The sequence below is a fragment of the Gracilinema caldarium DSM 7334 genome, from assembly GCF_000219725.1.
Lineage (GTDB): Bacteria > Spirochaetota > Spirochaetia > Treponematales > Breznakiellaceae > Gracilinema > Gracilinema caldarium.
Genome location: NC_015732.1, coordinates 310484 through 334760 on the forward strand (window position 1 = coordinate 310484; position 24277 = coordinate 334760).

General features: G+C 42.9%; 14 protein-coding genes and 1 pseudogene. 13 read left to right on the forward strand and 2 right to left on the reverse strand.

The features are described from left to right. Positions 1 to 45: 45 nt before the first annotated feature. Positions 46 to 504: a CIA30 family protein gene (locus SPICA_RS01425; RefSeq protein ID WP_013967761.1), complete on the reverse strand. Its 459-nt coding sequence runs from the start codon at positions 502 to 504 to the stop codon at positions 46 to 48. A 100-nt stretch (positions 505 to 604) separates the two neighbouring features. Between SPICA_RS01425 and SPICA_RS15155 the strand changes: the two are divergent. Continuing rightward, positions 605 to 2067, forward strand: a pseudogene (locus tag SPICA_RS15155) (IS5 family transposase). 73 nt (positions 2068 to 2140) lie between these two features. Continuing rightward, positions 2141 to 3181 carry a DUF2804 domain-containing protein gene (locus SPICA_RS01440; RefSeq protein WP_013967762.1) on the forward strand — a complete coding sequence of 347 codons (1041 nt, stop codon included), beginning with the start codon at positions 2141 to 2143 and terminating at the stop codon, positions 3179 to 3181. A gap of 16 nt (positions 3182 to 3197) precedes the next feature. Here SPICA_RS01440 and SPICA_RS01445 read toward each other — a convergent pair whose 3' ends face one another. Further along, the gene (locus tag SPICA_RS01445) at positions 3198 to 4358 is read right to left on the reverse strand and encodes an ATP-binding protein (RefSeq protein ID WP_013967763.1); all 1161 of its coding nucleotides are present in this window, start codon (positions 4356 to 4358) and stop codon (positions 3198 to 3200) included. A 342-nt stretch (positions 4359 to 4700) separates the two neighbouring features. On the opposite strand from SPICA_RS01445, the gene SPICA_RS01450 reads away from it, so the two are divergent. From SPICA_RS01450 to SPICA_RS01500, 11 genes are all read left to right on the forward strand, one after another. Next, positions 4701 to 6191: a YjjI family glycine radical enzyme gene (locus SPICA_RS01450; RefSeq protein WP_013967764.1), complete on the forward strand. Its 1491-nt coding sequence runs from the start codon at positions 4701 to 4703 to the stop codon at positions 6189 to 6191. An 8-nt stretch (positions 6192 to 6199) separates the two neighbouring features. Further along, positions 6200 to 7045, forward strand: coding sequence for a YjjW family glycine radical enzyme activase (locus tag SPICA_RS01455; protein ID WP_013967765.1), 846 nt, complete (start codon positions 6200 to 6202; stop codon positions 7043 to 7045). A 101-nt stretch (positions 7046 to 7146) separates the two neighbouring features. After that, complete coding sequence (locus SPICA_RS01460; protein WP_013967766.1) at positions 7147 to 9804, forward strand: efflux RND transporter permease subunit; 2658 nt, start codon at positions 7147 to 7149, stop codon at positions 9802 to 9804. 30 nt (positions 9805 to 9834) lie between these two features. Next, positions 9835 to 10614 carry an outer membrane lipoprotein-sorting protein gene (locus SPICA_RS01465; RefSeq protein ID WP_013967767.1) on the forward strand — a complete coding sequence of 260 codons (780 nt, stop codon included), beginning with the start codon at positions 9835 to 9837 and terminating at the stop codon, positions 10612 to 10614. Between the two features lie 9 nt (positions 10615 to 10623). Then, complete coding sequence (locus SPICA_RS01470) at positions 10624 to 12054, forward strand: DUF1302 family protein (RefSeq protein WP_013967768.1); 1431 nt, start codon at positions 10624 to 10626, stop codon at positions 12052 to 12054. 376 nt (positions 12055 to 12430) lie between these two features. After that, positions 12431 to 14827 carry a glycoside hydrolase family 94 protein gene (locus SPICA_RS01475; protein WP_013967769.1) on the forward strand — a complete coding sequence of 799 codons (2397 nt, stop codon included), beginning with the start codon at positions 12431 to 12433 and terminating at the stop codon, positions 14825 to 14827. A 45-nt stretch (positions 14828 to 14872) separates the two neighbouring features. Continuing rightward, positions 14873 to 16027, forward strand: coding sequence for a YwaF family protein (locus tag SPICA_RS01480; RefSeq protein WP_013967770.1), 1155 nt, complete (start codon positions 14873 to 14875; stop codon positions 16025 to 16027). Then, positions 16024 to 17334, forward strand: coding sequence for a cyclic nucleotide-binding domain-containing protein (locus SPICA_RS01485; protein WP_013967771.1), 1311 nt, complete (start codon positions 16024 to 16026; stop codon positions 17332 to 17334). The genes SPICA_RS01480 and SPICA_RS01485 overlap by 4 nt, the downstream gene beginning before the upstream one ends. Positions 17335 to 17573: 239 nt before the next feature. Next, positions 17574 to 19502, forward strand: coding sequence for an AMP-dependent synthetase/ligase (locus tag SPICA_RS01490; RefSeq protein WP_041396103.1), 1929 nt, complete (start codon positions 17574 to 17576; stop codon positions 19500 to 19502). Between the two features lie 125 nt (positions 19503 to 19627). Then, positions 19628 to 20263 carry a response regulator gene (locus tag SPICA_RS01495; protein WP_013967773.1) on the forward strand — a complete coding sequence of 212 codons (636 nt, stop codon included), beginning with the start codon at positions 19628 to 19630 and terminating at the stop codon, positions 20261 to 20263. Then, positions 20247 to 24275 carry a hybrid sensor histidine kinase/response regulator gene (locus SPICA_RS01500; RefSeq protein ID WP_013967774.1) on the forward strand — a complete coding sequence of 1343 codons (4029 nt, stop codon included), beginning with the start codon at positions 20247 to 20249 and terminating at the stop codon, positions 24273 to 24275. The genes SPICA_RS01495 and SPICA_RS01500 overlap by 17 nt, the downstream gene beginning before the upstream one ends. The last annotated feature ends 2 nt before the right edge of the window (positions 24276 to 24277 follow it).

The following is a 24277-nucleotide window of genomic DNA, read 5'->3' on the forward strand; positions in this document are numbered from 1 at the left end:
CCTTGCGGTGCCGCCTGAAGGCGGAACGAAGGGGCCGTAAGTTTTTTACCGGTAAAAGGCAACCCGATAAATTCTCATATAGGCATTAAAGTCTTCGAAAGCCGCTACAAGGGCAACACTGGAAATATAGTTGGTTCGTACAGCTTTTTTCCCCGTACTTTCTGCCACAAAGGCCGACCAGGGTATACGGATGGTAGAACGGGTGGGCCCTGGGGTTAATTTGACTCCGGAATACGCAGAAGCATCGAATAAACCCTTGGTGTTTCTCAGACGCACCTGAATAAAACCGCCCCCCTTAGTAACCACCCGCCCCGCTAAAACCAGGGCCTTGGATTCATCAACCTGAATAATAAGGGGCTCTGCGAGTTCCGATTTCCCGCCCATAACCCGATCCGCAAAGGCTTCCCATACCCAGTTCGGCTGTTCCGAAGGACTCGCTGAAAGGTCTGATATTGTAAAAAACTGTGGCGGTTCTATACTTAGGGCTTCCTGAAAAACAAACAACTCTTTACAAAAGAAGCAAATACAGAGATAATCTCAATAAGAAGTGCACGGAAGAAAGGGGTAAGGCCTTAAAAAGCGTGCACTTTACTATGGGGTAACGATGTATAAGGAAAAGGAACAGGTACCTGAGTTTGAAGACTTTTATGTACCCTTCGGAGGACATTTACGAGAAGATAATCGATGGGTACGATTAGCCGCAATTATTCCATGGGAAGAGATAGAAGCTGAATATAAAAAATGTTTTTCAAAACGAATTGGAAGAACAGCCAAGACCGTACGGCTCGCCTTGGGATCATTATTGATAAAAGAGAAATTACAATTAACAGATGAAGAAACGGTAGAAACAATACGAGAGAACCATTACCTGCAATATTTTTTAGGATATGAATCTTACAAAGATGAAAAACCCTTTGATCCAAGCATGATGGTTCATTTTCGAAAACGGCTTGGACCTGATGCAATAGCACAGATAAATGAGTTGATAGCGAAACGGTATCAAGAACAGGTAGAAGCAGAATCTGAAAAAAAACAGAACAAAGAAAACCAAAAGGATGACCATGATCATGGAAATCGAGGGCAACTCATTATAGATGCCACGTGCGTCCCCCAGGATATCCGGCATCCCCATGATGTCACTTTATTGGATGAAGCGCGAAGGAAAACAGAAAAGATAATTGATACGTTATATGAAGCGAGTGAGCTCACCATAAAACCACGAACCTATAGAAAACAGGCCCGTATCAAATATCTCAATTTTATACGAGGGCGACGAAGAACAAAAAAGAAATACGCAGAGCGATTCGGACCCAACTCCAATACATACGACGTAATTTACGGACTATCAATGAATTACAAAACAAGGTTCCCAGTACAACGTTGAGTGCAAAACAGCGACGTGATCTTATCGTGATACATGAGGTTTACCGGCAACAGGTACAGATGTATAAGGGAAAGACCCATTCGATATCGGGAAAAATCGTCAGTATCAGTCAACCCCATGTACGACCAATAGCCCGAGGTAAAGCAAAAGCGGCCTTTGAATTCGGAGCAAAACTATCAGCATCGATGACCGAACACGGGATGATTTTTATAGATCGATTACAATGGGAACCCTATAACGAACAAGAAGATTTGCCAACACAAATAGAAAAATATAAGAGGCGATGTGGTCGATATCCGGAATCGGTGCATGCCGATAAAATATATCGGACACGAGCAAACCGAGCCTATTGTGAAGCTCGAGGAATACGATTGTCTGGACCACCCTTAGGCAGACCGATTAAAGAAACATTAGAGAATAAAAAGATAGTACGACAGCTACGAAAGATTCAAAGACTTGACGAAGCCATTCGACAAGCGATTGAAGGTGGCTTTGGATATATGAAACGAAAGTTTGGTCTTGGTACAATCTATGAAAAATTACGCGAAACTAGTGAAACAGCAATCATGGTATGTGTATTGCTGACCAACTGTGAAAAGATCCTGAGGGATCTTTTTATGCGCTTTTTATTTTTACTTGGTTTTAAACCTCATAAATCATATTTGAAAGTTTTAGTATACTAAATTAAACCCATTTTAACGTAAAAAAGTTTTGAAATATCATTTTTAGACATTTTCAGTAGGCCCTACTTACAGTATGCAACGGGAAATAAACGCCCCCTGTCCGCTTCTGGATGAAGCGGGGCACATAACCACAGAAGGCTGGGCCCGGTTCCCCTATTGGGAATACCGGCGGAAGGATATCAAGGCCAGTCCATTCCGCATCAAGGAATGGGACTATTACATGATTTTTTCTCACAAAGGCCGCTTTGGGATGAGTTTTACCCTGAGCGATCTGGGATATCTTGGGTTGGGTGCCCTCTGCTTCTTCGATTTCGAGCGGTCCTACTATCATCAGGTTGATGCAATGACGGTGCTTCCTTTGGGGTCCCTGGGGCTTCCTGCCGCCGCAGATGTGGCGGGTGAAATCAATTTTAAAAATAAAAAATTATCAATTAGGTATGAAGTAAGCCCAGGGCATCGTACCATCGATTTTGCCAGTCCAGAGCTCCGGGATGCGGAGGGTAACCAGGGAATATCGGGAACCATCGTGCTTGAACAGCCGGAGGACCTGGAACGCACGGTTATTGCCACAAGCTGGAAGGAGAATCGGCGGGCCTTTTATTACAACCAGAAAATTAACTGCATGCGGGCCAGCGGTGCCTTTACTGTAGGGGCAAAAACGTATCAGTTTGACCATGCAATGGATATGGGAAGCCTGGACTGGGGCAGGGGTGTGTGGACCTATAGCAATACCTGGTACTGGGCATCCCTGTCGACGGTTCATGAGGGGAAGCGTCTCGGCCTAAATCTGGGATACGGCTTTTCCGACCGCAGTCCCGCTTCAGAAAACACAATTTTATACGATGGCCGTATTCATAAACTGGATGAAGTAACCTTTCACTTTAATCCTGACAAGCATCTGGAACCCTGGCATTTTACCAGCTCCGACAAGCGGCTGGAATTAACGATGCACCCCATTTTGGATCGGCAATCCAACTTTGATTTTAAGCTCATCAAATCGATTCAGCACCAGGTCTTCGGGACCATTTCAGGCTGGGTAGTCCTGGATTCAGGCCAGCGGCTCGAACTGAACCAGGTCCTCGGTATGACCGAACAGGTGATGAACCGGTGGTAGGTAGATGTTTATAGGGCTACTGACTCCCCACATTTTTATATCCCCGAACTTCCGTATCTTTGTAGTAAAATATCGGGTCTCCGGATCCGGTAAAGAGGATACTGCGGTAGGGTTTCCCCAGGATGGGGGCAACTTTATGCAGAGCTGTAAGAAAGTCCGGATGAAACGTGGCGGAACTTTTAATTTCGCCAAGAATTAAACGTGTTCCTTCATCAATAATAATATCCAATTCAAGGCCCTTCTGATCCCGATAAAAATACATATTATCCGCCATCCCCTGGTTATAACGTTCTTTTAATAACTCTGCTACCACAAAGCTTTCGTAAATCTGTCCCCGAAGGGGATGGAGGGAAAGAACCTCTGGACTATAAATATTCAACAAATAGCAGAGGAGACCCGAATCGAGAAAATAGATTTTGGGGCTTTTTATTAGTCGTTTACCCACGTTTGCATAATAGGGTCGAAGCTTATAAATAATATTACTCTGTTCCAAAACCCCAATCCAGCTTGCAAGGGTGTTATTACTAAGACCGGTTTCATTTGCCAGAGCCTGTATGTTTACAATTTGACCTGAGCGCCCCGCGAGCAGACGTAAAAAGAGATCAAATTTTGTCCATTCCTTTATATTCAATATTTGCCGAACATCTCGCTCCAAATAGGTAGCCACATAAAACGAAAGGGCTTCGGTGGGCTGTAATTTTTTATCGTGAATCCGGGGATAAAATCCGGTATATAATAACTCATCCAAAGCTGGTGCCGTATCTGGCTCGTTAACATACAGCTCAGAAAATGAAAAGGGGAGTAAGCGGGCAATGGCGGTTCTTCCGGCGAGGGACTGGGAAATGTTTTGCATGAGTTCGAATTGAGAGCTACCAGTAAGAATATACATTCCTGCCTGTTCTGATATATCTACCCGGGTCTGAATATAGGAACAAAGCTCAGGTAAACGTTGTATTTCATCAAAAATAGCTCCGTCTGGGTACCGATCCAGAAAGCCCCGGGGATCTTCTCGGAGGATGTGCCGAAGCGTAAGATCCTCCAGGTTGATGTATGTTTTGTGGGGAAAAAGGGCCTTACAAAGGGTGGATTTGCCAGATTGGCGGGGCCCGGTAACCGTAATAACCGGAAATTGGGTGGCCCATTGAAGTATTTTGGAGCTTAACTGTCGTGGTATCATAGTTCGATTATATATTCTTGGTGCAAAATTGCAATATAACTCGAAAAATGTACCATTTTTACTGCACTGAATATCCTGCTGTTTTTTAGCGAGGCGGCAGGATAGATGCGTCCTGCCGTTTCTTTGCGAGGCGGCTGGTTGCCTGTCAAATCCTCCCCCTTGTCAAAAAGGAAGGGTAATTTTACAATAATATTAACATCACAGGTCCTGTGATAAATAACCCCGGTTAAGGTGTCCGTAGGGGAGGCAGTACGGGCAGGGTATGGAGCGGCTCCATAATGGAGTCGTCAAAACTGGCATGGTTAAACTTCATTGTATACCCTAATACGAGGAGGTTTCTCCATGGATCCGGCTTTTTCTATTATTACCGATAAAACTTTGACCTACCAGCAGAAGGTCGCTGGCCTTGCCCGGGTAGGCGAAGCTACCATCAATCCGCTCAACATATCAAAGGAAATAGAAGCCTACCGCGATGCGGGGGTTATCTGCGATTTGAACGAAGGCTCAGCCCCCTACCGGCCCCGCTATGTGGTTCCCGACTACCGTCGCTATATGGAGCAGGGCTCTGTGTTTTTAGGGGTGAAACCCCCGCGGGATATCTGGGAAGCCACGGCAGCCCTGCTTATCCTGTACCGCCACGTGCCCAGTATTACCACGTTTCCGGTGTATCTTGGCGATATCGACAGCCTTTTGGAGCCCTTTGTCCGTTCCGAAGATGAAGCCCGCAAGGCTATTGGGCTATTCCTCCTGCAGATTGACAGAACCATCAACGACTCATTCTGCCATGCCGATATCGGCCCCGACGAGACCGTCGCAGGGCGGCTTATCCTGGAACTGAGCCGGGAGCAAAAAAATGCGGTGCCGAACCTTTCCCTTAAGCTTGATCCCCAGCGGACCAGCGAAGCCTTCCTGCTCAAGGCCTGCGAGACCGCCCTTGAAGTGGCAAAGCCCAGTTTTGCAAACCATCCACTCTTTACCGAAGAGTTTAAAGCCCTGGGCTTTGATGATTATGCCATTGCAAGCTGTTACAATGGTCTTCCTGTCGGGGGCGGCTCCTGTACCCTGGTGCGGATGAATCTGGCCCGCCTGGCCCCCCTGGCGAAGGACTTGGACCATTTCTTAAACCAGCTTCTCCCCGATGCGGTGCAGAACCAGCTTGCGTATATGGATGAACGGGTCCGTTTCCTCCTAGAGGAGTCGAACTTTTTCGATTCCAGTTTTCTTGTGGAAGAAGGCCTTATTCATCGGGACCGATTTACCGCCATGTTTGGCATCGTAGGTCTCGCTGAATGCGTGAACCGGTTCTCCCCATCGGGCCGCTTTGGCCACGCTGAGGCCGCCGATGCTCTGGGCCTCGATATTATCGACCGGATCAGCCGGCAGGTAGGGGCTCACACCAATTCCCTCCTTGCGGCCGCCCAGGGCCGGTACCTGCTCCATGCCCAGGTGGGGATCGATTCTGACCAGGGGGTCAGTCCCGGCTGCCGCATCCCCATCGGAGAAGAGCCTGAGCTGAGCGACCATATCCTTCGGTCTGCACCGTTCCATACATATTTCCCCAGCGGCATCGGCGATGTCTTCGCCTTTGAGCCCACGGTAAAAACCAATCCCGCCCACCTTATGGATATAGTCCGGGGTGCCATGAAAAGCGGACTTCGTTACTTTAGTGCCTATGCAGCCGATGCGGATGTGGTGCGCATCACGGGTTATCTGGTAAAACGTTCCGAAATTGAACGGCTCAACCAGGGCAAGGCTTCTCTGCAGGACACTACCGCCCTGGGGCGGAACGCAGTTAATAATCTGGGGGTCCTGGAGCGGCGGCTTCGGTCTTAGGTTGTTTTATGGATGAACCCTTAGGTTTGGTGGCAAAAATCCTCCCTTCCAGTGCCGTGGACGGTCCGGGGAATCGTTCCGTGGTGTTTCTCCAGGGCTGTGATTTTGACTGCAAGTATTGCCATAACCCGGAAACGAGGAAGGCCTGTATTCACTGCGGGCGCTGTATCCCCGCTTGCCCCGCGGGAGCCCTCTCCCTGGATGCGGGCCAGGTGGTCTGGGATAGAACTCGCTGTACCGACTGCGGAACCTGCATCACCCTGTGCCCCCATTCAGCATCGCCAAAAACGCGCCTCATTTCTGTTGGGGCTGTCCTGAACGTAATCCGCCCCTACCTGCCTTTTATCCGGGGGCTCACTGTTTCTGGCGGTGAGTGCGGCCTGCAGGCGCCATTCATGACAGCCCTTGTTCGCCGCGCCCGAGAGGTTCATCAACTTGGAACGCTTATTGATACCAATGGATCCACCGATTACAGTCAGCTCCCGGAACTGGTAGAAATGGCAGAGGGTTTTATGCTCGATGTCAAAGCCTGGGACGCTGTGGAACACGCTGGTCTTACCGGCGCTCCGAATGCTGTTGTGTTGCAGAATCTGGTGTACTTAGCCAGGCTCGACAAGCTCTATGAAGTGCGGACCGTGGTAGTTCCCGGTCAGTTTAATGCGGAAGAGACGGTTCGCGAAGTGAGCCGGGTCCTTGTTGCTGCTCAGAGCAGAGCTCGTTATAAGATTATTGGCTTCCGTCCCCAGGGTGTTCGACCGCAGTTCCGGAACATGTCTCAGCCGGAACGGTCCTTTTTGGAACAGCTTGCTTTCCTAGCACGGTCAGCGGGTGTACGAAACATTCTTGTGGTATAACTGATCCTTAATTTGCCTCTTGATTCTTTATTATTGTTTTATTATATTGCACATAGTGTGCAATAAATACTCTTAAAGAGTATTTTTATCTGGAGGCAAAAATGCATAATGATGTGAAACGATCATGGTTTATTATCATTGGTCTGTCGCTTATAACAGCGATATTTGGTTTTTTTATTCCTAAAATCATTCTTGATAATGAGGTAAAAATATATTTTCCTCATAATCATCCGTCCTATATTAACCATATTAATCTTGAAGAGATTTATGGAAGCCAGATCTTTTTAGTAGTTTCAATTAACAATCCCAATGGGTCGATTATCAATGCAAAGGCTATTGAACGAATCCGAGATTTAACGAATGAGTTTGAGAAATTAGATGGTGTCGTTAAAGTACAATCCATAGCTAATGTGGATTATGTGACAGGAAGTCCTTCGGGTGGACTTGTATCAGAAAATTTATTACCTGATGATTTTTCAGGTTCTGATGCTGATCTTGTTCGCTTACGGGAACGTATATCCGATTGGTCTTCCATGTATAGCAGGATCATTTTATCAGAAGATGGTAGTGGTTCGGAAATTGTTTTAACCGTTGATCACAATATCAGTGCAGACAAAATGAGTGAATTGTATCGAACTGTGCGTGGTATTGTTGATAAGTATAAACATGATGAATTCGATTATCGAGTTGCGGGTGATCCTGTACTGGCTCAGATGGCTCGAGATTATATGTTATCTGATCTTAGTCGGCTGGTTCCTGCGGTTGTGATAGTAGTGTTATTAACACTGCTGTTTTCATTTAAAACTCTTGAAGGGACCTTGCTTCCATTAATAACAGTAGTGTTTAGTACCGTTTGGACTGTTGGTATCATGGCTGTATTAGGTATTCATTTTACCGTTGTATCCAGCTGTCTGCCTGTTCTGTTAATTGCTGTTGGTTCCGCATACGGTATTCATGTGGTAAACCACTATTATGAAGAACTTGCCCATGATTTTGCAGATGCAACAATCAATAGGGAATTGCATGCCCAATTAGTTAAAAAATCTTTAAAGAAAGTTGTTTTGCCTGTTGTTTTAGCCGGTGTAACTACAATTGTTGGGTTCTTCTCAACGGTTACGAGCCCAATAGTTCCATTAAAGACCTTTGCAATATTTAGCTCTATTGGTGTAACCTTCGCATTAATTCTTTCTCTCTTGCTTATTCCTGCCTTTCTTATAGTTAAACCACTTCCGAAAGATGGGAAATTGAATATAAAAACTTCTCATCGTAAGAATTATGAAAAAGGTATTGATTCAACAAACCTTGGTGTTCGTAGTGCTGCTAAGTTAAATAATGTCTTACATGATCACGCGGTAACTGTAGGTGTAGTTATTGGCTTTATAATAGTAGTTTCTATATGGGGTATGACAAAAATCAATGTAGAATCTGCTTTGTTAAGTTATTTTCCAAAGACATCACAGCTACGGCAGGATGTAGAATTTATAGATCATAATTTTGCCGGTAGTAATTTAATGAGTATTGTTATTCATGGAAAGGAAAAAGGCGATTTAACAGATCCAATAGTGTTAAAAGCTATGGATGATCTAACTAATTATATTCACATTCATCATCCAATTGTTGGTAAAACAATCTCATACACCGATTTTATTCGTCGGATGAATAAAATTATGAATGCTCCTCAAAGTGAATCTGAAGAAAGCATTGGTTCCAATGATAGTGCAGTTATTTCTGGAGATAGCTTTTTTGCCGATTCAAGTTTTGTTGATGAAAATGTTCCATCGTCAAATACTGTTGTAGGTACAAAAATAAATAATGAAAGTTCTTCCTTAATGAAATTACAAGAGCCAACAACGCTTGAAGACATGTTAGCCTTGTTACGAAAAGCCTATGCCCTTTCTGGTTCAAAGCCAACAGTCGAAAGTATGCTTGCAGAAATGGAAAAGCTGGTTAATTACAAAGGTGCTGCTTATGATGAAATCCCTGTAGATCCAGAAAAATATCCTGTAAGTAGTAAAGAAGAATTAAAAAACCTGATAGCCCAGTATCTTGTTTTGTATTCAGGGTCTCTTGATGAATATTCCGATGATCAGTTATCACCCTCTGCAGCTCGGATGGCGGTACAATTCAGAACACACAATACGAGCGAGGTAGAACGGGTAATTAAAGATCTTAAAGGGTGGGCAAAAAAGAATCTTCCTGAGGGTTATTCACTTGAAACTTCAGGTATTGCTGAAATGGAAGTTTCTCTCACCTCAATGATAACCTCCAGTCAGCTAAGCAGTTTATTACTCGCAATTTTAAGTGTATTCATCATCCTGGCGATTTCCTTTAAATCACCATTAGCAGGTCTTATTGGTTCATTACCATTATCAATTTCAATATTAATTAATTTCGGAATTATGGGATTTTTAGGGATCAATTTGGATATGGTTACCAGTCTCATTAGTTCTATCGCTATTGGAATTGGTGTCGATTACACTATTCATTTTATGAATAATTATCATCATGAACGATTGCAATCTGATGATTTGAAAAAGGTAACGTTTAATACCTATATGGTTTCTGGAAAAGCTATCCTCATTAACGCTGGTTCAGTCGCGCTTGGTTTCCTTGTTCTTTGTTTCTCTGAGTTTGTAGTGCTTCGTTATATTGGATTCTTAGTTGCTGTCGTTATGGTTACAAGTTCGGTAACCGCGCTTACGGTTCTTCCTCTTATTTTAAATTTGGTAAAACCAAAATTTATTTCTCGCCAGTTCTAGGTGAGATAATTAATACATAAGGAGTTTACTATGGTCATTAAAAAGCACAGTGTTGGTACCCTGTTGGTTCTCATGAATGTATTTATAGCTTCAATGGTTTATGCTATTGATGGACGAGAGATAATGCAAAATGCTTATGATGTTAAGGAACCAAATTTTTCTCATTCTCTTGTTCAGATGGATTTAATCGATAAAAATGGAACTACCGAATCACGAATAGTTGAAGAATGGGGAAAAAGTGAGAACGATTTAAAATCAGTTGTAATGGTTTTTCATACACCTGCATCGGTAAAGAATACTCGTTTTTTGCAAATCCAGAATGAAGGTCGGGATGATGATAAATGGATTTATCTGCCTGCACTAAAATCTGTTCGACGTATAGCTGCTTCTGAAGGTGATAAACCATTTATGGGAACCGATGCTACCTATGATGATCTATCAACCAGAAAGGTAGACCGGGATAATCATGAACTCTTAAAAGAAGAGACCGTTAATTCCTATGATTGTTATGTTGTAAAATCATGGGCTAAAGATCCAAACGATTCTCAATATTCCTATCGTATTTCTTGGATTGATAAAAAAACTTGGGTCCCGGTAAAAGCTCAGATGTACGATAAAAAGACGAATTTGCTCAAAGAATTGACTGTGGAAAAACTGGAAAACATAAATGGGTATTGGATCCCCATGTCGAATATCTTAAAAAATGTTCAGACCGGACATTCAACCAGGTTGGTAATTACCAAAATTGAAGTTGATAAACCCATAGATAAGCGGATCTTTACCACAAGCTTCCTTTCTCAGGGACGATAAGAGGTGTGTATGAAATACGGTAAATTGTTTCGTTATACTACTGTTTTAGGGACTGTCTTGTGTCTATTAATTAATCAATCTGTATTTGCTCAGTTTGATGAACTAGAGCAAAACAAAAAGAGTGCCCTTGAAATTAATGGTTATATTGAAAGTTCTGCGCAGACTTTTATATCCCAAGACGATATTGAAGCCCTTGGAGACGAAAAAGATACAGGTGACCGAAGCGAGATAAATACCCTTGCCCGGATTGATTTACATTATAAAAACAGTGCCTCTGAGGCTACCATTCGATTAAATCTAGATCCCCGGTATTTTTCAGAAAAACCAGAAAATATTGTTAACGAAGCCTATGTAGATGCTTATGTAGGGAATGTAACCCTTTCTGCGGGAAAGAAAAAAATCGTGTGGGGTAAAGGGGATGAACTACATGTAGTCGATATGATTAATGCAAACGACTATAGGGATTTTATTTTCCCTAAATATATTGACCGTCGTATTGCAGAACCCCTTGTTCATGTAACCTATAATGTATCGGAATTTCCACTACAAATAGAGGCTGTGTGGACTCCTGCAATGACCGCAGATTGGGTCCCGAGTTCAGGGAACTGGGTTCCTGATCAGGCTGTAGCATTGAAAGATGTACTTGAAAAGTATGTTGGATATCAATATAGCACGATTTATTCTACTGGCGGGGCAATAAATTCATTACAGGCAACTCAATATTTAGCAGATCATTCCAGTGCAGAAGATTTTTTGCCAAATACACTGAGCCTCGATTATAGCCAATATGCTTTGCGGGCTACCGGTACCGTAGGTATTTTTGATTGGGGTTTATCCTATTATCTGGGTCACTTTAAAACTCCCTCTGTGACATATAATATATATAATACTGTTAATGGACCAATTATAAAAAATGTCGAACTTGTCTATGACAGACTTCAGGTTTTTGGGCTTGAAGGGGCCTTTGCGCTGGGGCCCTGGAATGTAAGAATGGAAGGGGCCTATTATCTTACCAAAGATACTGAGGGTGATGATCCAGCGGTGAAAAATAATCGGCTTGCCTGGGTAGCAGGATTTGATATTGATATTCCGATACATAATGTTAATCTTAATATGCAGACTCAAGGCGTTTATATTCTTGGATCTGGATATGATGTAGTTGGAGATGTAGATTACAATAGTGAGGGCTATCGATCAGATAATAAACTCGTTTTAAAAATTTCAGATAGCTTTGATCATGAACGGATTAAACCCTCAGTAAAAGCAATCTACGGTGTTGAGTATAATGAATATCTACTGATTCCAGAATTAGATTGGAAAATAGCAGATGAATTATACGTGAATGTACAAGCAGGTTGGTTCTTTGGCGATTCCCATGGAGCCTTCGACACATTCATGGACAATGATTTTGTAAAGCTGACTGCTCGATATAACTTCTAAAATATTGTAATCTATAAACAAATTCTGTAATGATTTGCTGAGGCGCCTTTAAAATGTAAGTTCAGTTTTAGAGGCGCCTAAAATCCTTTCTATATATAGTTTTAAAAATGAACTATTCTGTATACGCAAGTATTTTGTAAATGGTAATTAATAGATTGACATGAAAACAGATAGTAGCTATACTATGTAAGTACAGAGGACGAACAAACATATATTAATTATATCAGGATATCACACAGGTTTTGTTTGTTGTAAAGTACCCCTCTGAACGCGAATTAGTTGTTCCTGTCGGAGTGTTATGGTAACTACATTACACTATAAAAAGACCTTTAGAGTCTTCAATCCAAAGGTTGCAAATTAATATAAAGGATTAGCTATGCAATACGGATATTTTGATGATGAACGTCGTGAATATGTTATTACCCGGCCGGATATTCCCGTTTCCTGGACAAATTATCTTGGGGTACAAGACCTTTGTGCGGTGATATCCCATAATGCAGGGGGGTATCTTTTTTATAAAAACGCCCAGTATCATCGTATCACCCGGTTCCGTCCCAATGGGGTACCCCTGGACCGGCCAGGTCACTACGTCTATATCAGAGACGATGATACGGGGGAGTACTGGACCATTTCATGGCAGCCTGTGGGGAAAGATATCTCTGTTGCGCGATACCAGGTTCGTCATGGGCTTTCCTATTCAGTTTTTTCCTGTGATTACCAGGATATACGGGCTCAGCAGACCCTTTTTATCCCCCTCGATGATCCCGTTGAGCTTTGGGATGTGGTGCTCGAAAATACGGGATCCAAGGTCCGCAACCTGAGTGTTTTTTCCTACTGTGAATTCTCTTTTAATCATATTGATATTGATAACCAGAATTTCCAGATGAGTCTATACTGCAGTGGTTCAAGCTATCATGAGGGTATCATCGAGATTGACCAGCATTATAATCCGGATGGATTTCACTTTTTTACCAGTTCTGTAGAAGCAGATGGTTTCGATGCGGTTCGGGATTCCTTTATTGGTCCATACCGGACGGAAACGAATCCTCTGGCTGTAGAACGGGGTGTATGCAGCGGGAGTACCGAGCTTGGGGGAAACCATTGTGGAGTATTGTATAAACGGCTGCAGTTGAGCGGAGGAGCGTCGGCCCGGCTTGTATTCTTATTAGGTGATGGAAACCGACAAACGGGTGCGGCACTGAGAAAGAAATACTCGAATGTATCGGTAGTTGACCAGGCTTTCCAGGCTCTGCAAGCCTATTGGAACGAAAAGTGCAATGCCTTTCAGTGCAGGACCCCCCATCAGGGGATGAATACGATGCTTAATACCTGGAACCTGTACCAAGCTGAAACCAATGTGGTGTGGTCCCGTTTTGCTTCCTTTATCGAAGTTGGTGGCAGAACAGGATTGGGATACCGTGATACAGCCCAGGATGCCATGTGTGTACCCCATTCCAATCCCGGAAAAGTCCGTCAGCGTCTGATTGAACTGCTCCGGGGCCAGGTTCAGGCTGGCTATGGGCTCCATCTGTTTGATCCCGACTGGTTCGATCCAGAAAAGCCCCGTGGGGCAGGTTTTAAGTCTCCTACAGTTGTGCCCACACCAAATCTAAAGGATGTTATCCATGGCCTGGACGATACCTGTTCCGATGATCACCTGTGGCTTATTCCATCAATATGTGAATATGTAAAAGAGACAGGGGATCTGGACTTTTTTGACCAAGTGGTCAGTTTTGCTGACGGAGGATCGGCTACGGTCTACGACCATATGAAACGGGCTCTGGATTTTTCTGCGGCTCAGGTTGGACAAAGTGGTATCTGCAAGGGGCTCAGGGCGGACTGGAACGATTGTTTGAACCTGGGTGGCGGCGAGAGTGCTCTTGTTTCGTTCCTTCATTACTGGGCGATGGGTGCATTTATCGAAGCGGCAGAATATCTGGGACGTGATGAGGATGTTCAGACCTATAAAGCCCTTGCGGAACGGGTTAAAGCGGCATGCGAAAAAGAGCTTTGGGATGGTCAGTGGTACATCCGTGGTATCACCGCCCAGGGGAAAAAGATCGGTACCCAGAAAGATAGGGAAGGGAAGGTCCATCTGGAATCGAATACCTGGGCAGTTATTTCCGGTGTTGCCTCGCCCGAGCGGGCCTGTTCTGCCATGGATGCGGTGGACCGGTACCTTTATTCACCATGGGGGCTCCATCTGAATGCGCCAAGCTACACAACTCCCGATGACAGTATTGGTTTTATAACCCGGGTATATCAGGGTGTTAAAGAAAATGGTGCAATTTTCAGTCATCCCAACCCCTGGGCCTGGGTTGCGGAATGCAAACTGGGTAGGGCCGACCGGGCGATGAAATTTTACGATTCTCTTCTGCCCTACAATCAAAATGATAAGATTGAAATTCGGCAGGCTGAGCCCTATTCCTATTGCCAGTTTATCATGGGGCGGGACCACACAGCCCATGGTAGGGCTCGGCACCCCTGGCTTACCGGAAGTGCAGGCTGGGCCTATTTTGCGGCGACCCACTGGATTTTGGGGGTTCGTCCTGGGTTTGCAGGCCTTATTATCGATCCCTGTATTCCCTCGGACTGGAAAGAATTTTCGATACTACGCCGATGGCGAGGTGCCACATTCCGAATTACCGTACAGAACCCTCAGGGTGTTATGAAGGGCGTTGTAAAAATATTGTTGAATGGAGAAGAGATAAGCAGGGTTATCCCGCCACAACAGCCAGGAAGTTCCCACGCGGTAGTTGTTATTATGGGTTAAAGAATTACGCTTGTCATTTCTGTTTTTGCCCCTTACACTTGTTGTATGAGGCAGGTGGTAATTACAAGCACGATCCTACTAACAGTTCTGATTATCCTTCTTGATATCCGGGGCCTTGTTGGCATGTGGAAACCCTTTGGGCTTCAGGTACATACCCCACCTACCGATTATATTCTACCTCTGGAAATCCCTCTAGGTGGGTTAGCCTGGGCTAGGGATGGGGCTGTTTCGATACGGGCTTTGCTCATCAATGCAGATACGGGTGAACTTGTTGCGAACCAGCTGATTCAACGAGATAAGGTTATATACAGGGGCCAGGTTCTTTATGAACTTGCTAGTTTTCGATCCCATATTACCGCCCCTGTTTCAGGGACCTATATATTGCGGATGGAATTGTATGACTGTTTTGAAAACTGTCGTGCGGTACTGGACCAGTTCCTTACTGTTTCAACTCAGGCGCCTCTCACAGAATTCCGCATGTTTTCCTTATCTCATTGGACCGCTCTTGCGGTGGTCCTTATATGTGCCATCCTGGTGTTTTTTATTGGCCGTTCACATCGATTAAGTCCAAAGCGTAAAAACTGGATCGGTTTTGCTATGTATCTCATGATGTTGATCAATGAAGCGATTTATCATATCTATTGGCAGGCAATCGGTGCATGGTCAGTGAGTACCGCCCTGATGCTTCACATGTGTGGGCTTTCAATTCTGTTATTGCCCTGGGTTTTTATTATGAAACCAGGCAAGTCTGGGCGTCTTCTCTTTGAAATCCTATACTTCTGGGGGGTAGGGGGTGCCTTACAAGCCCTGTTTACACCCGATATTGGTCTTTTGGGTTTTCCTTCTTATAAATATTTTTCGTTTTTTATTTCTCATGGTCTCATAATTCTTATAACTGTTTATGCTTCCGTAACCCTTTCCTATAAAATTACGTATAAATCCTTTATTCGGGCTCTTATTTTATCTAATGGTGTGATTGTGGTTGTCTATTTTATAAATCATTGGCTTGTCTATCTTCCACCTTATGAGGTTGGCAATTATTTTGTGCTCAGTTATCCTCCGGTCACAGGTTCTATAGTGGATCTTTTTGTTGAACTCTTTGGGCCATCCCCCTGGTATTTTATGGGTTTTGAAATCATGGCCCTTATTGTGTTTGGTATGTTGGTACTTCCCTGGTATATAGCTAAGGTGAAAACATGAATATGATACCCTATAATCATTGGCTGCGTTCTCTATGGAATTTGCTTATGCTTTTTGTCATTCTCCTGTTTCTCCTGGTCATCTCATACCGGCAGATCTTTGATCTTTTTCAGCCTGATGCTGCCTATTGGATATTTGTTGGTTTATTTATTGTTGATATCATTCTTAATTTTTTTACGACCATAAAGCGGGGGCATATACGTATGGAAAAGCCCTTTGAAGTTCGTCGTTTTTATGTACGAACTTCCTTTTGGCTCGATTGTGTTGCCGCCTTGCCTGTCGAAGGGTTATTCTTTTGGCTTTGGGGTCCTCTGGGCTCTCAGGATTCATTTGTATCAGCCCTTTATTTGCTGGCACTTTCGATTACTTTGGTTAAATTATTAAAAGCAGGCAGTATTTTTAAATATCTTCAAGAATCTCTTGGGATAATGCCCGCAGCCCGGAGGCTTCTCCTCTTTGCCTATTGGTTAGTCGTAGTGGTACATCTCATTGCTTTGGGATGGGTATGGATTGGAGCTGTGGAATCGGGAAGGCCCTCTTTGGACCGTTATTTACGGGCTTTGTATTGGGCTACAACAACCATTGCCACTATTGGCTATGGAGATTATACACCGGACCATAATAATAATTTACAAATTATATATACGGTTATTATAGAACTATTTGGTGTTGGCATGTTTTCTTATGTCATTGCCAATGTATCGAGTTTGGTTGCTAACCTCGATGTGGCTAAAAGTGCCTATCGGCGCCATCTTGATGAGGTGAATGCCTTTCTTCATGCTCAGCGGATACCTTTACATCTTCAGGAGCGGGTGAGGGATTATTATTCATATCTGTGGGAACAGCAGCGTGGTGTCAGTACTATGCAGGTTCTGCAGGAGTTTCCCCGCAGTCTAAGCCAGGAAATACTACTTTATTTGAACCGGGACGTATTAGAACGGGTTGAGTTGTTCTGTGGTGCAGATGAGCTTTTTATAAGGGAAGCCATGCAACTTCTAAAAAGTGAAGTCTTTTTACCTGGAGAATATATAATACATCAGGGTGAAATTGGAGACTGCATGTATTTTTTAACCAGTGGTACTGTACAGGTTCTCGTAGATGGAAAAGAAATTACCCGTCTTGGTCCTGGCTCTCCCTTTGGAGAAACGGCTCTTGTTGAACAAGGACACAGAAATGCCAGCGTTGTCTCTATTGATTACAGTACGGGTTACCGGCTCTCGAAATCAGATTTCGAAGGATTGAGACAGAAATATCCTGAATTCGATGCGCATATCCAAAAGGTTGTTGCAGGTCGTAAAAAGAATTAGGCTGAACCTATTGACCTTTTATAATAAAGGTGTTATTTTGCATTTAGTTCCTGATACTGCGGTTTGACTACATTGTTTGACATCTGTGTCGTTCCCAGGCGACCGGTCGAAGCCCCGCACCAATTCGATCGACAGCGTCGCAGTTCAGGTTGCCTTCCGGGTTTTTCTCACCTCCTTTTCCCGGGAGGCTTTTTATAGTTTTAATTTGACAATTTTATAATATATGTTATATTGGCATAATGGAGACTATGCCAATGGAGCTTGAACAAACCTTACCGCTCTTGATTAAAGCAAGAGCAGAGTCAATGCCTCAGATTAACATCCAATATGCAAAGGATGAATCAGGGCAATTTATACCAAAAACCTATGAAACCTTTTTTAAGGAAGTTCAGATTATTGCTGCTGGCCTCTTAGAACTTGGAGAACAACGGGGTTCTCATATTGGGCTTATTTCCGATAACCGTCAGGAATGGTTGGTGACCGATATCGCTGTTCTTTCTATTGGTGCCGCTGATGTTCCCCGGGGGTGTGATTCTACAGATAAAGAGATCGCTTATATTCTTGGCTTTTCTGAATGTACTCTTTCATTCGCTGAAAATCCCAAACAGGTAGAAAAGATCCTTTCCCAGAAGGCCCAGATGCCTCTTTTAAAAACGCTGGTTGTATATGACAAGATTGATGAGGCTCTTAAAAATAAAGCTTCTTCCTGTGGAGTTCAACTGCTTCATTTTTTTGAACTTCATGAACTTGGTAAAAAGCGGCTGGGAAAAAATCCTGATGAAATCTTGCGTGAAATAGATAAGGGGCAGCGGGATGATCTGGCTACCATCATTTTTACCTCCGGCACAACAGGCGAACCCAAGGGTGTTATGCTGAGTCATGGAAACTTTCTACATCAATTACCGAGCTTACCGCTCATCGCTGACCTGAAGCCTGGCGATGTATGGCTTTCCGTTCTGCCCGTTTGGCATAGCTTTGAACGGATCATGCAGTATGTTGCACCCTGTTATTATAACGGTATTGCCTATTCAAAACCTGTTGGTTCTATCATGCTGGCAGATTTTAAGGCGGTACGCCCCCAATGGATGGCTAGTGTGCCACGAATCTGGGAATCGGTCCGGGATGGGATTTACCGTAATATCCGTCAACATGGGGGGATCAAGAAAATCCTTTTTACCTTCTTCGTTTCTGTCGGTACCGCCCATGCGTATATGCGAAACATGACACTGGGTTTATTACCCAATTTTCATAGACGGATGAGAGCCCTTGATACGGTTTTAGGATGTATACCCTGGATGCTTTTAACGCCTTTAAAGGCTTTAGGCAATGTACTGGTATTTAACAAGCTCAAAGCTCTCTTAGGTGGCCGCTTTAAGGCTGGCATTTCTGGCGGCGGGGCTCTGCCGTCACAGGTAGACAAGTTCTTTAGTGCTGTGGGCATTACTCTTTTGGAAGGTTATGGTCTTACCGAAACAGCTCCGGTTATTGCCTGTCGTAGAATGAATAATGCAAGGCCCGGTTGTGTCGGTCAGATTATTCTCAACACAGAAGTAAAAATAGTAGATGAAAAGGGTAATAGCCTTCCTCCGGGACATCAGGGGCTTATTATGGTCCGGGGCGGGCAGGTTATGAAGGGGTACTATAAAAAGCCAGACTTGACGGCGAAGGTGCTTGCTCCTGACGGCTGGTTCAACACTGGGGATCTGGGCATGCTTACCTATGATAATGAAATAAAAATAACGGGACGTGCCAAGGATACCATCGTATTACGGGGTGGTGAAAATGTAGAACCCGCACCAATTGAAGCGAAAATAAATGAAAGTGAGTGGATATCCCAGTGTATGGTAGTTGGTCAGGATCAAAAATATCTTGCAGCGCTGATCGTGCCGAAACAGGATGCCCTCATGGCTTTTGCCCAGGAAAACAATATTCCGATAGTGGACTATGAAACCCTGCTTCAACAGCCGGAAATTAATGAGCTTATTGCCAATGATGTGGCGGATCTTGTGGGTCCCCACACCGGATTTAAACCCTTTGAACGTGTGTTTAAGTTTAAATTGCTTTCTAAACCGTTCGAAGTAGGCCGAGAATTATCCCATAAGCAAGAAATTATGAGGCATCGGGTGATAGAACTCTATAAAAAGGAGATTTCTGAGCTCTTTGAATAATAGTAACCCTGCGGTCCCTGTCTTTATACCTGTCTTTATAAGTTCAGGGACCGTAATTTTCATCAAAAATCTCAAATAACACCATTGCTTTATATAAAAAAACTTCTATAATTAAAAAGAACACCATGGAAACAGTAAAGTCTACCTCAAAGCCATTCGTTGTTATCGTTGATGATATACAGGAAAATGTACGGATCCTTCATCATGCCCTGAGGGAACAACCCTATTCTTTTGCCATTGCTTATTCCGGAAACGAACTGTTGCGCATTCTTGAAACCTATCCCGTTACACTGATTCTTCTCGATGTTATGTTACCAGACATAGATGGATTCACTCTGGCAAAACAAATTCTTGCTGATGAACGGTATAAAGAAATTCCCATTATTTTTGTAACTGCCCGGGCAGAACAGGAAGACAAATTACGGGGGTTTGAAGCCGGTGGGGTTGATTATGTGTCAAAACCCTTTGACAGCCGTGAAATTCTGCAGCGGGTCCGAACACATGTTAATTTGCGTCTTGCAATGGAAGAACAGAAACGGCTTAACCGGGAATTGCAAGAAGCGTTGGACCGGGTAAAAAAGCTTGAAGGAATTATCCCTATTTGTTCAAGCTGTAAAAAAATACGAAGTGATGAAGGGTATTGGACCCAGGTTGAACAGTATATTTCCGAGCATACTGGTGTCATGTTTTCCCATAGCTTGTGTCCCGACTGTGCATCCAAGTTGTTTCCCAAGGATGTTTTAGATGAATCATCAACGTAGGGTGTATATATCGTGTTTTTTTATTTTGTTAAGCATCGCGGTAAAGCTTCAAAGTCAGGAACTACGGTTTGATCATCTTGATCGAGATGATGGATTACCTCATTCTGGTGTTTCCGCAATAGTTCAAGATTCCCGGGGTTTTCTGTGGTTTGGTACTAAAAATGGTTTTGCCCGGTATGACGGTTATTCATTTATAGTCTATCAACATGATCCTTTTAATGAAAATTCTCTTATACATAACCAGATACAGACCATGTATTTGGATAAAAATGATATACTCTGGCTGGGGACCTATAACGGGCTTGACCGGTTTGATATAAAAACAGGGAATTTTATTCATTTTCAACATGATAGTTCAAAATCGAACAGTCTTTCTAATGATGTGGTTACTGCTATAGTTCGAGACACCTATGGAAAGTTATGGGTTGGTACTTTAAATGGTTTAAATGTCTTAGATGAACCTTCTGGAACTTTTATACGATATAATGATACCAACAATAGTCCGTTCATACTTCCTAACCAAACTATCCGGGCCATAGAAGCTTATCCCAATGGTTCACTTTATGTTGGAACATATGGGGGCTTGGTAGAAATTACTACAAAACGAGATGCAGTACATGTGTATAAACATACTCAAGATCGTGATAACAGTCTTCCTTCTGACATTGTTATGTCGATAAAGCGAGATGCAGAGGGAAAGCTCTGGCTCGCTTGTTGGAATGGTGGCCTTTGTGTTTTTAATCCTCTAACAGGTTCGTCAGTTCAATATATGCTTGAAGATAATCGGCTATACACCATCGATGTGGAAGATCCCCGCTGGGTGTATGTTGGTACGTGGGGTGGCGGGCTTTTTATTTTGGATAAACAGAACGGTAATATCGAACGAATAGTTTCCAACCCCGATGACCCTTTTAGTTTAAGTCATAACATAGTGTACTCCCTGTTTCATGATGAGGGTGGGTTGCTTTGGATTGGTACAAATGGAGGGGGTATCAACAAACTAGACCGTAATCGGGATCGACTTATTCTCTATAAGAAGGATCCTAAAAAACCAACGAGTCTTCAGAGCGATAATGTAACTGCTGTTATAAAAGATCTGGATGGTACTCTCTGGGTTGGTGCTTATAATGGTGGGCTTTCCCGACTCGATGCTGGTAGTAGAGAATGGATACATTACCAACATAATCCTAACAACCCCAACAGTTTGTCAAATAATATTGTAAATGGCCTGGCGGTCGACAGGGATAATATATTATGGATTGCAACAAATGAAGGCTTGAGCTGTTATGATAAGAAAAAAAATAAATTTCATTCTTTTTATGGTGGGGAACTTAAATCCGGTCCCTTAGCAGATATAACGGTATATTCAATTTTAATAGATAGTGCAGGACGGCATTGGTATGGTTATTTCCGTAAGGGCTTGCAATGTTATGATCCAAAAACTGGTGTCTACAAACATTTTATATCTGATCCTTATAATCCAAGTTCACTCAGTGATAACCTTGTCTATTTTATTTATGAAGACTCTCGGAAACGGATCTGGGTTGGTACTAATAAGGGGTTGAATCTATATAATCCAGAAACAGAAAGCTTTACCCGGTTTATCTACGAGAAAAATAATCCCTATGGATTACCAAGTAATGCTCTTCGGTGTATGCGGGAGGATTCTCAGAGAAGGTTGTGGTTTGGTACTGCTTCTGGTGGTTTATCATATTTAGATGAAAAGACAGGTACATTTGTTCATTTTCTTAAAAAAGATGGACTGAGTGATGATACGGTATTAGCGATACAAGAGGATCGTAATGGCAAATTATGGCTTGGAACACTCTATGGTCTGATGGTTTTAGATCCAGAAAGTAAGAATATTAAACGACTTTCCATGATAGATGGTCTCCAAGGTATGGAATTTTCTACCGGAACTTACAAGGATAATTTGGGAAATCTATATTTTGGTGGATCGAAGGGACTCAATATAGTTTCTTCCTTTACAATCTACACAAATCAACATATCCCTCCAGTACAACTGACTAGGCTGACTGTTTCTGGCAAAGTATTTGACTCACCTATTGATAGTACTGAGTTACACAAAATAAAACTAGCCCATGCATCCAATGATATTACGCTAGAATTTGCAGCCCTCGATTATTCCAATCCTAAGGAAAATCGTTATCGGTTTAAACTTGAAGGTTTTGATACAGATTGGAGTCCCATTGGTAGCCAACGATATGCTACTTATACGAATCTTCCAAGTGGGAATTATACATTTTGTGTTCAAGCGTCTAATAACGATGGACTTTGGAATAATGAAGGAGTACAGCTTTCTATTTTCATAGCTCCCATATTCTGGGAAACCCCTGCAGCCTTTATTATTTATATCATATTAGCCAGTACAGTACTGTTCTTAGTCGGTATGTGGTCAGCGCAAACGCAAAAACTACACCTAAATCAGATAGAACTTGAAAAACGGAAAAAACTTGAGTCTGAAATGAGAAATGCTAAAGAACTCGCGGAGCAAGCAAATCGGGCAAAAAGTGAATTCCTTGCCAACTTAAGTCATGAGATTCGAACTCCTATGAATGCAATTCTTGGGTATACTGAAATGTTGCATCAAGCTTTAGAGGGTGATGGACGGCAGAATTTGGTCATGGTTGTAGAAAAAAACGGTAAAAATCTGCTAACCCTACTAAATGATGCATTAGATCTTTCTAGGATTGAGGCTGGAAAGGAAATAGTTCAGGAAAAATTGTTTAATATCAAAATTCTCATTCGAGATCTTGTAGAAATGTTCCAACTGCGGGCACATGAAAAAGGAATAACATTAAAATCCTATATTGATGAATCAGTACCGGATACTATTGTTGGGGACGAAACAAAAATTAGACAGATCATTGTTAACTTACTTGGAAATGCGATTAAATTTACATCTGAAGGTTCAGTTTCTATTTTTGCTGAAACGAGGGAATATCAATCTCGTAACGAATATGAATGGGATACATCACTACAGCTTCAATTACGGGTTGTAGATACTGGCCCTGGTATCGCTGAAGAAAATATCAATCGAATTTTTGAGCCCTTTTATCAAGATCCAAACCATAGCATTACATATGGTGGGACAGGGCTTGGATTAACTATTACCGCGAGCCTGGCAAAAACCATGGGTGGAACTATCAGTGTTACCAGTGCTCTGGGAAAAGGCACAACTTTTTTAGTAACCATTCCCATTTCAGAAATACAAAGAAGTGTGGTTTCTCCGCAAGCTTTTATGTTACAAGAACAACGATACCTTAAGAATTGTTCAGTATTAATTGTTGATGATATTCCGGTCAATGCGGATGTACTTGCCTATCATATTCAAAATAGACATGGAACAGTGTACCGAGCCTCTACGATTGCAGATTCGGTTAAATTGGTGTTTCAATATCAGATTGATGTAATTCTCATGGATTATAAGCTGTCTGACGGAAACGCAAAGGATATCATCTTGGCATTGCGAAGCAGGCTTATGAAAACGATTCCACCTATTATCGTAATTACTGCAGATATCCGTAAAGAACTAGCCGAAGAGTTATCCCAATATGGTGTAATTACGGTTGTTCACAAACCGGTTGAATTGCGGATACTTATGAATGCTTTATCGCAGGCGGTTCCTCATAAGATTATAACCATGGAAGTCTCAGAAAATCATATTTCTTCTGATGTTCGATCGAACAGATCGGAAGAATTTCTGCTTAATCTGGACTTGCTGCGACAGGAACTGGGGCCTGGTCATTTTGGCCGGTTTATTGCAAAAGTTCAGGAAGTATACATGCCATTACGAGAGAAAATTTCTCCAGGGCTTATTATCGATGAATGGCAAGCATTACTGGCTCAGGCCCACAGTTTAGCTTTCCTTGTTGCATATTCTATTCCGGCTTCCGCCCATTACCAACAATGGCTGAAAGAACTGGAACAGGCGCTGGACGAATTAGACGGTGAAAAGTTACACCGTCTTGCACATATGCTTCATGTGTAAAA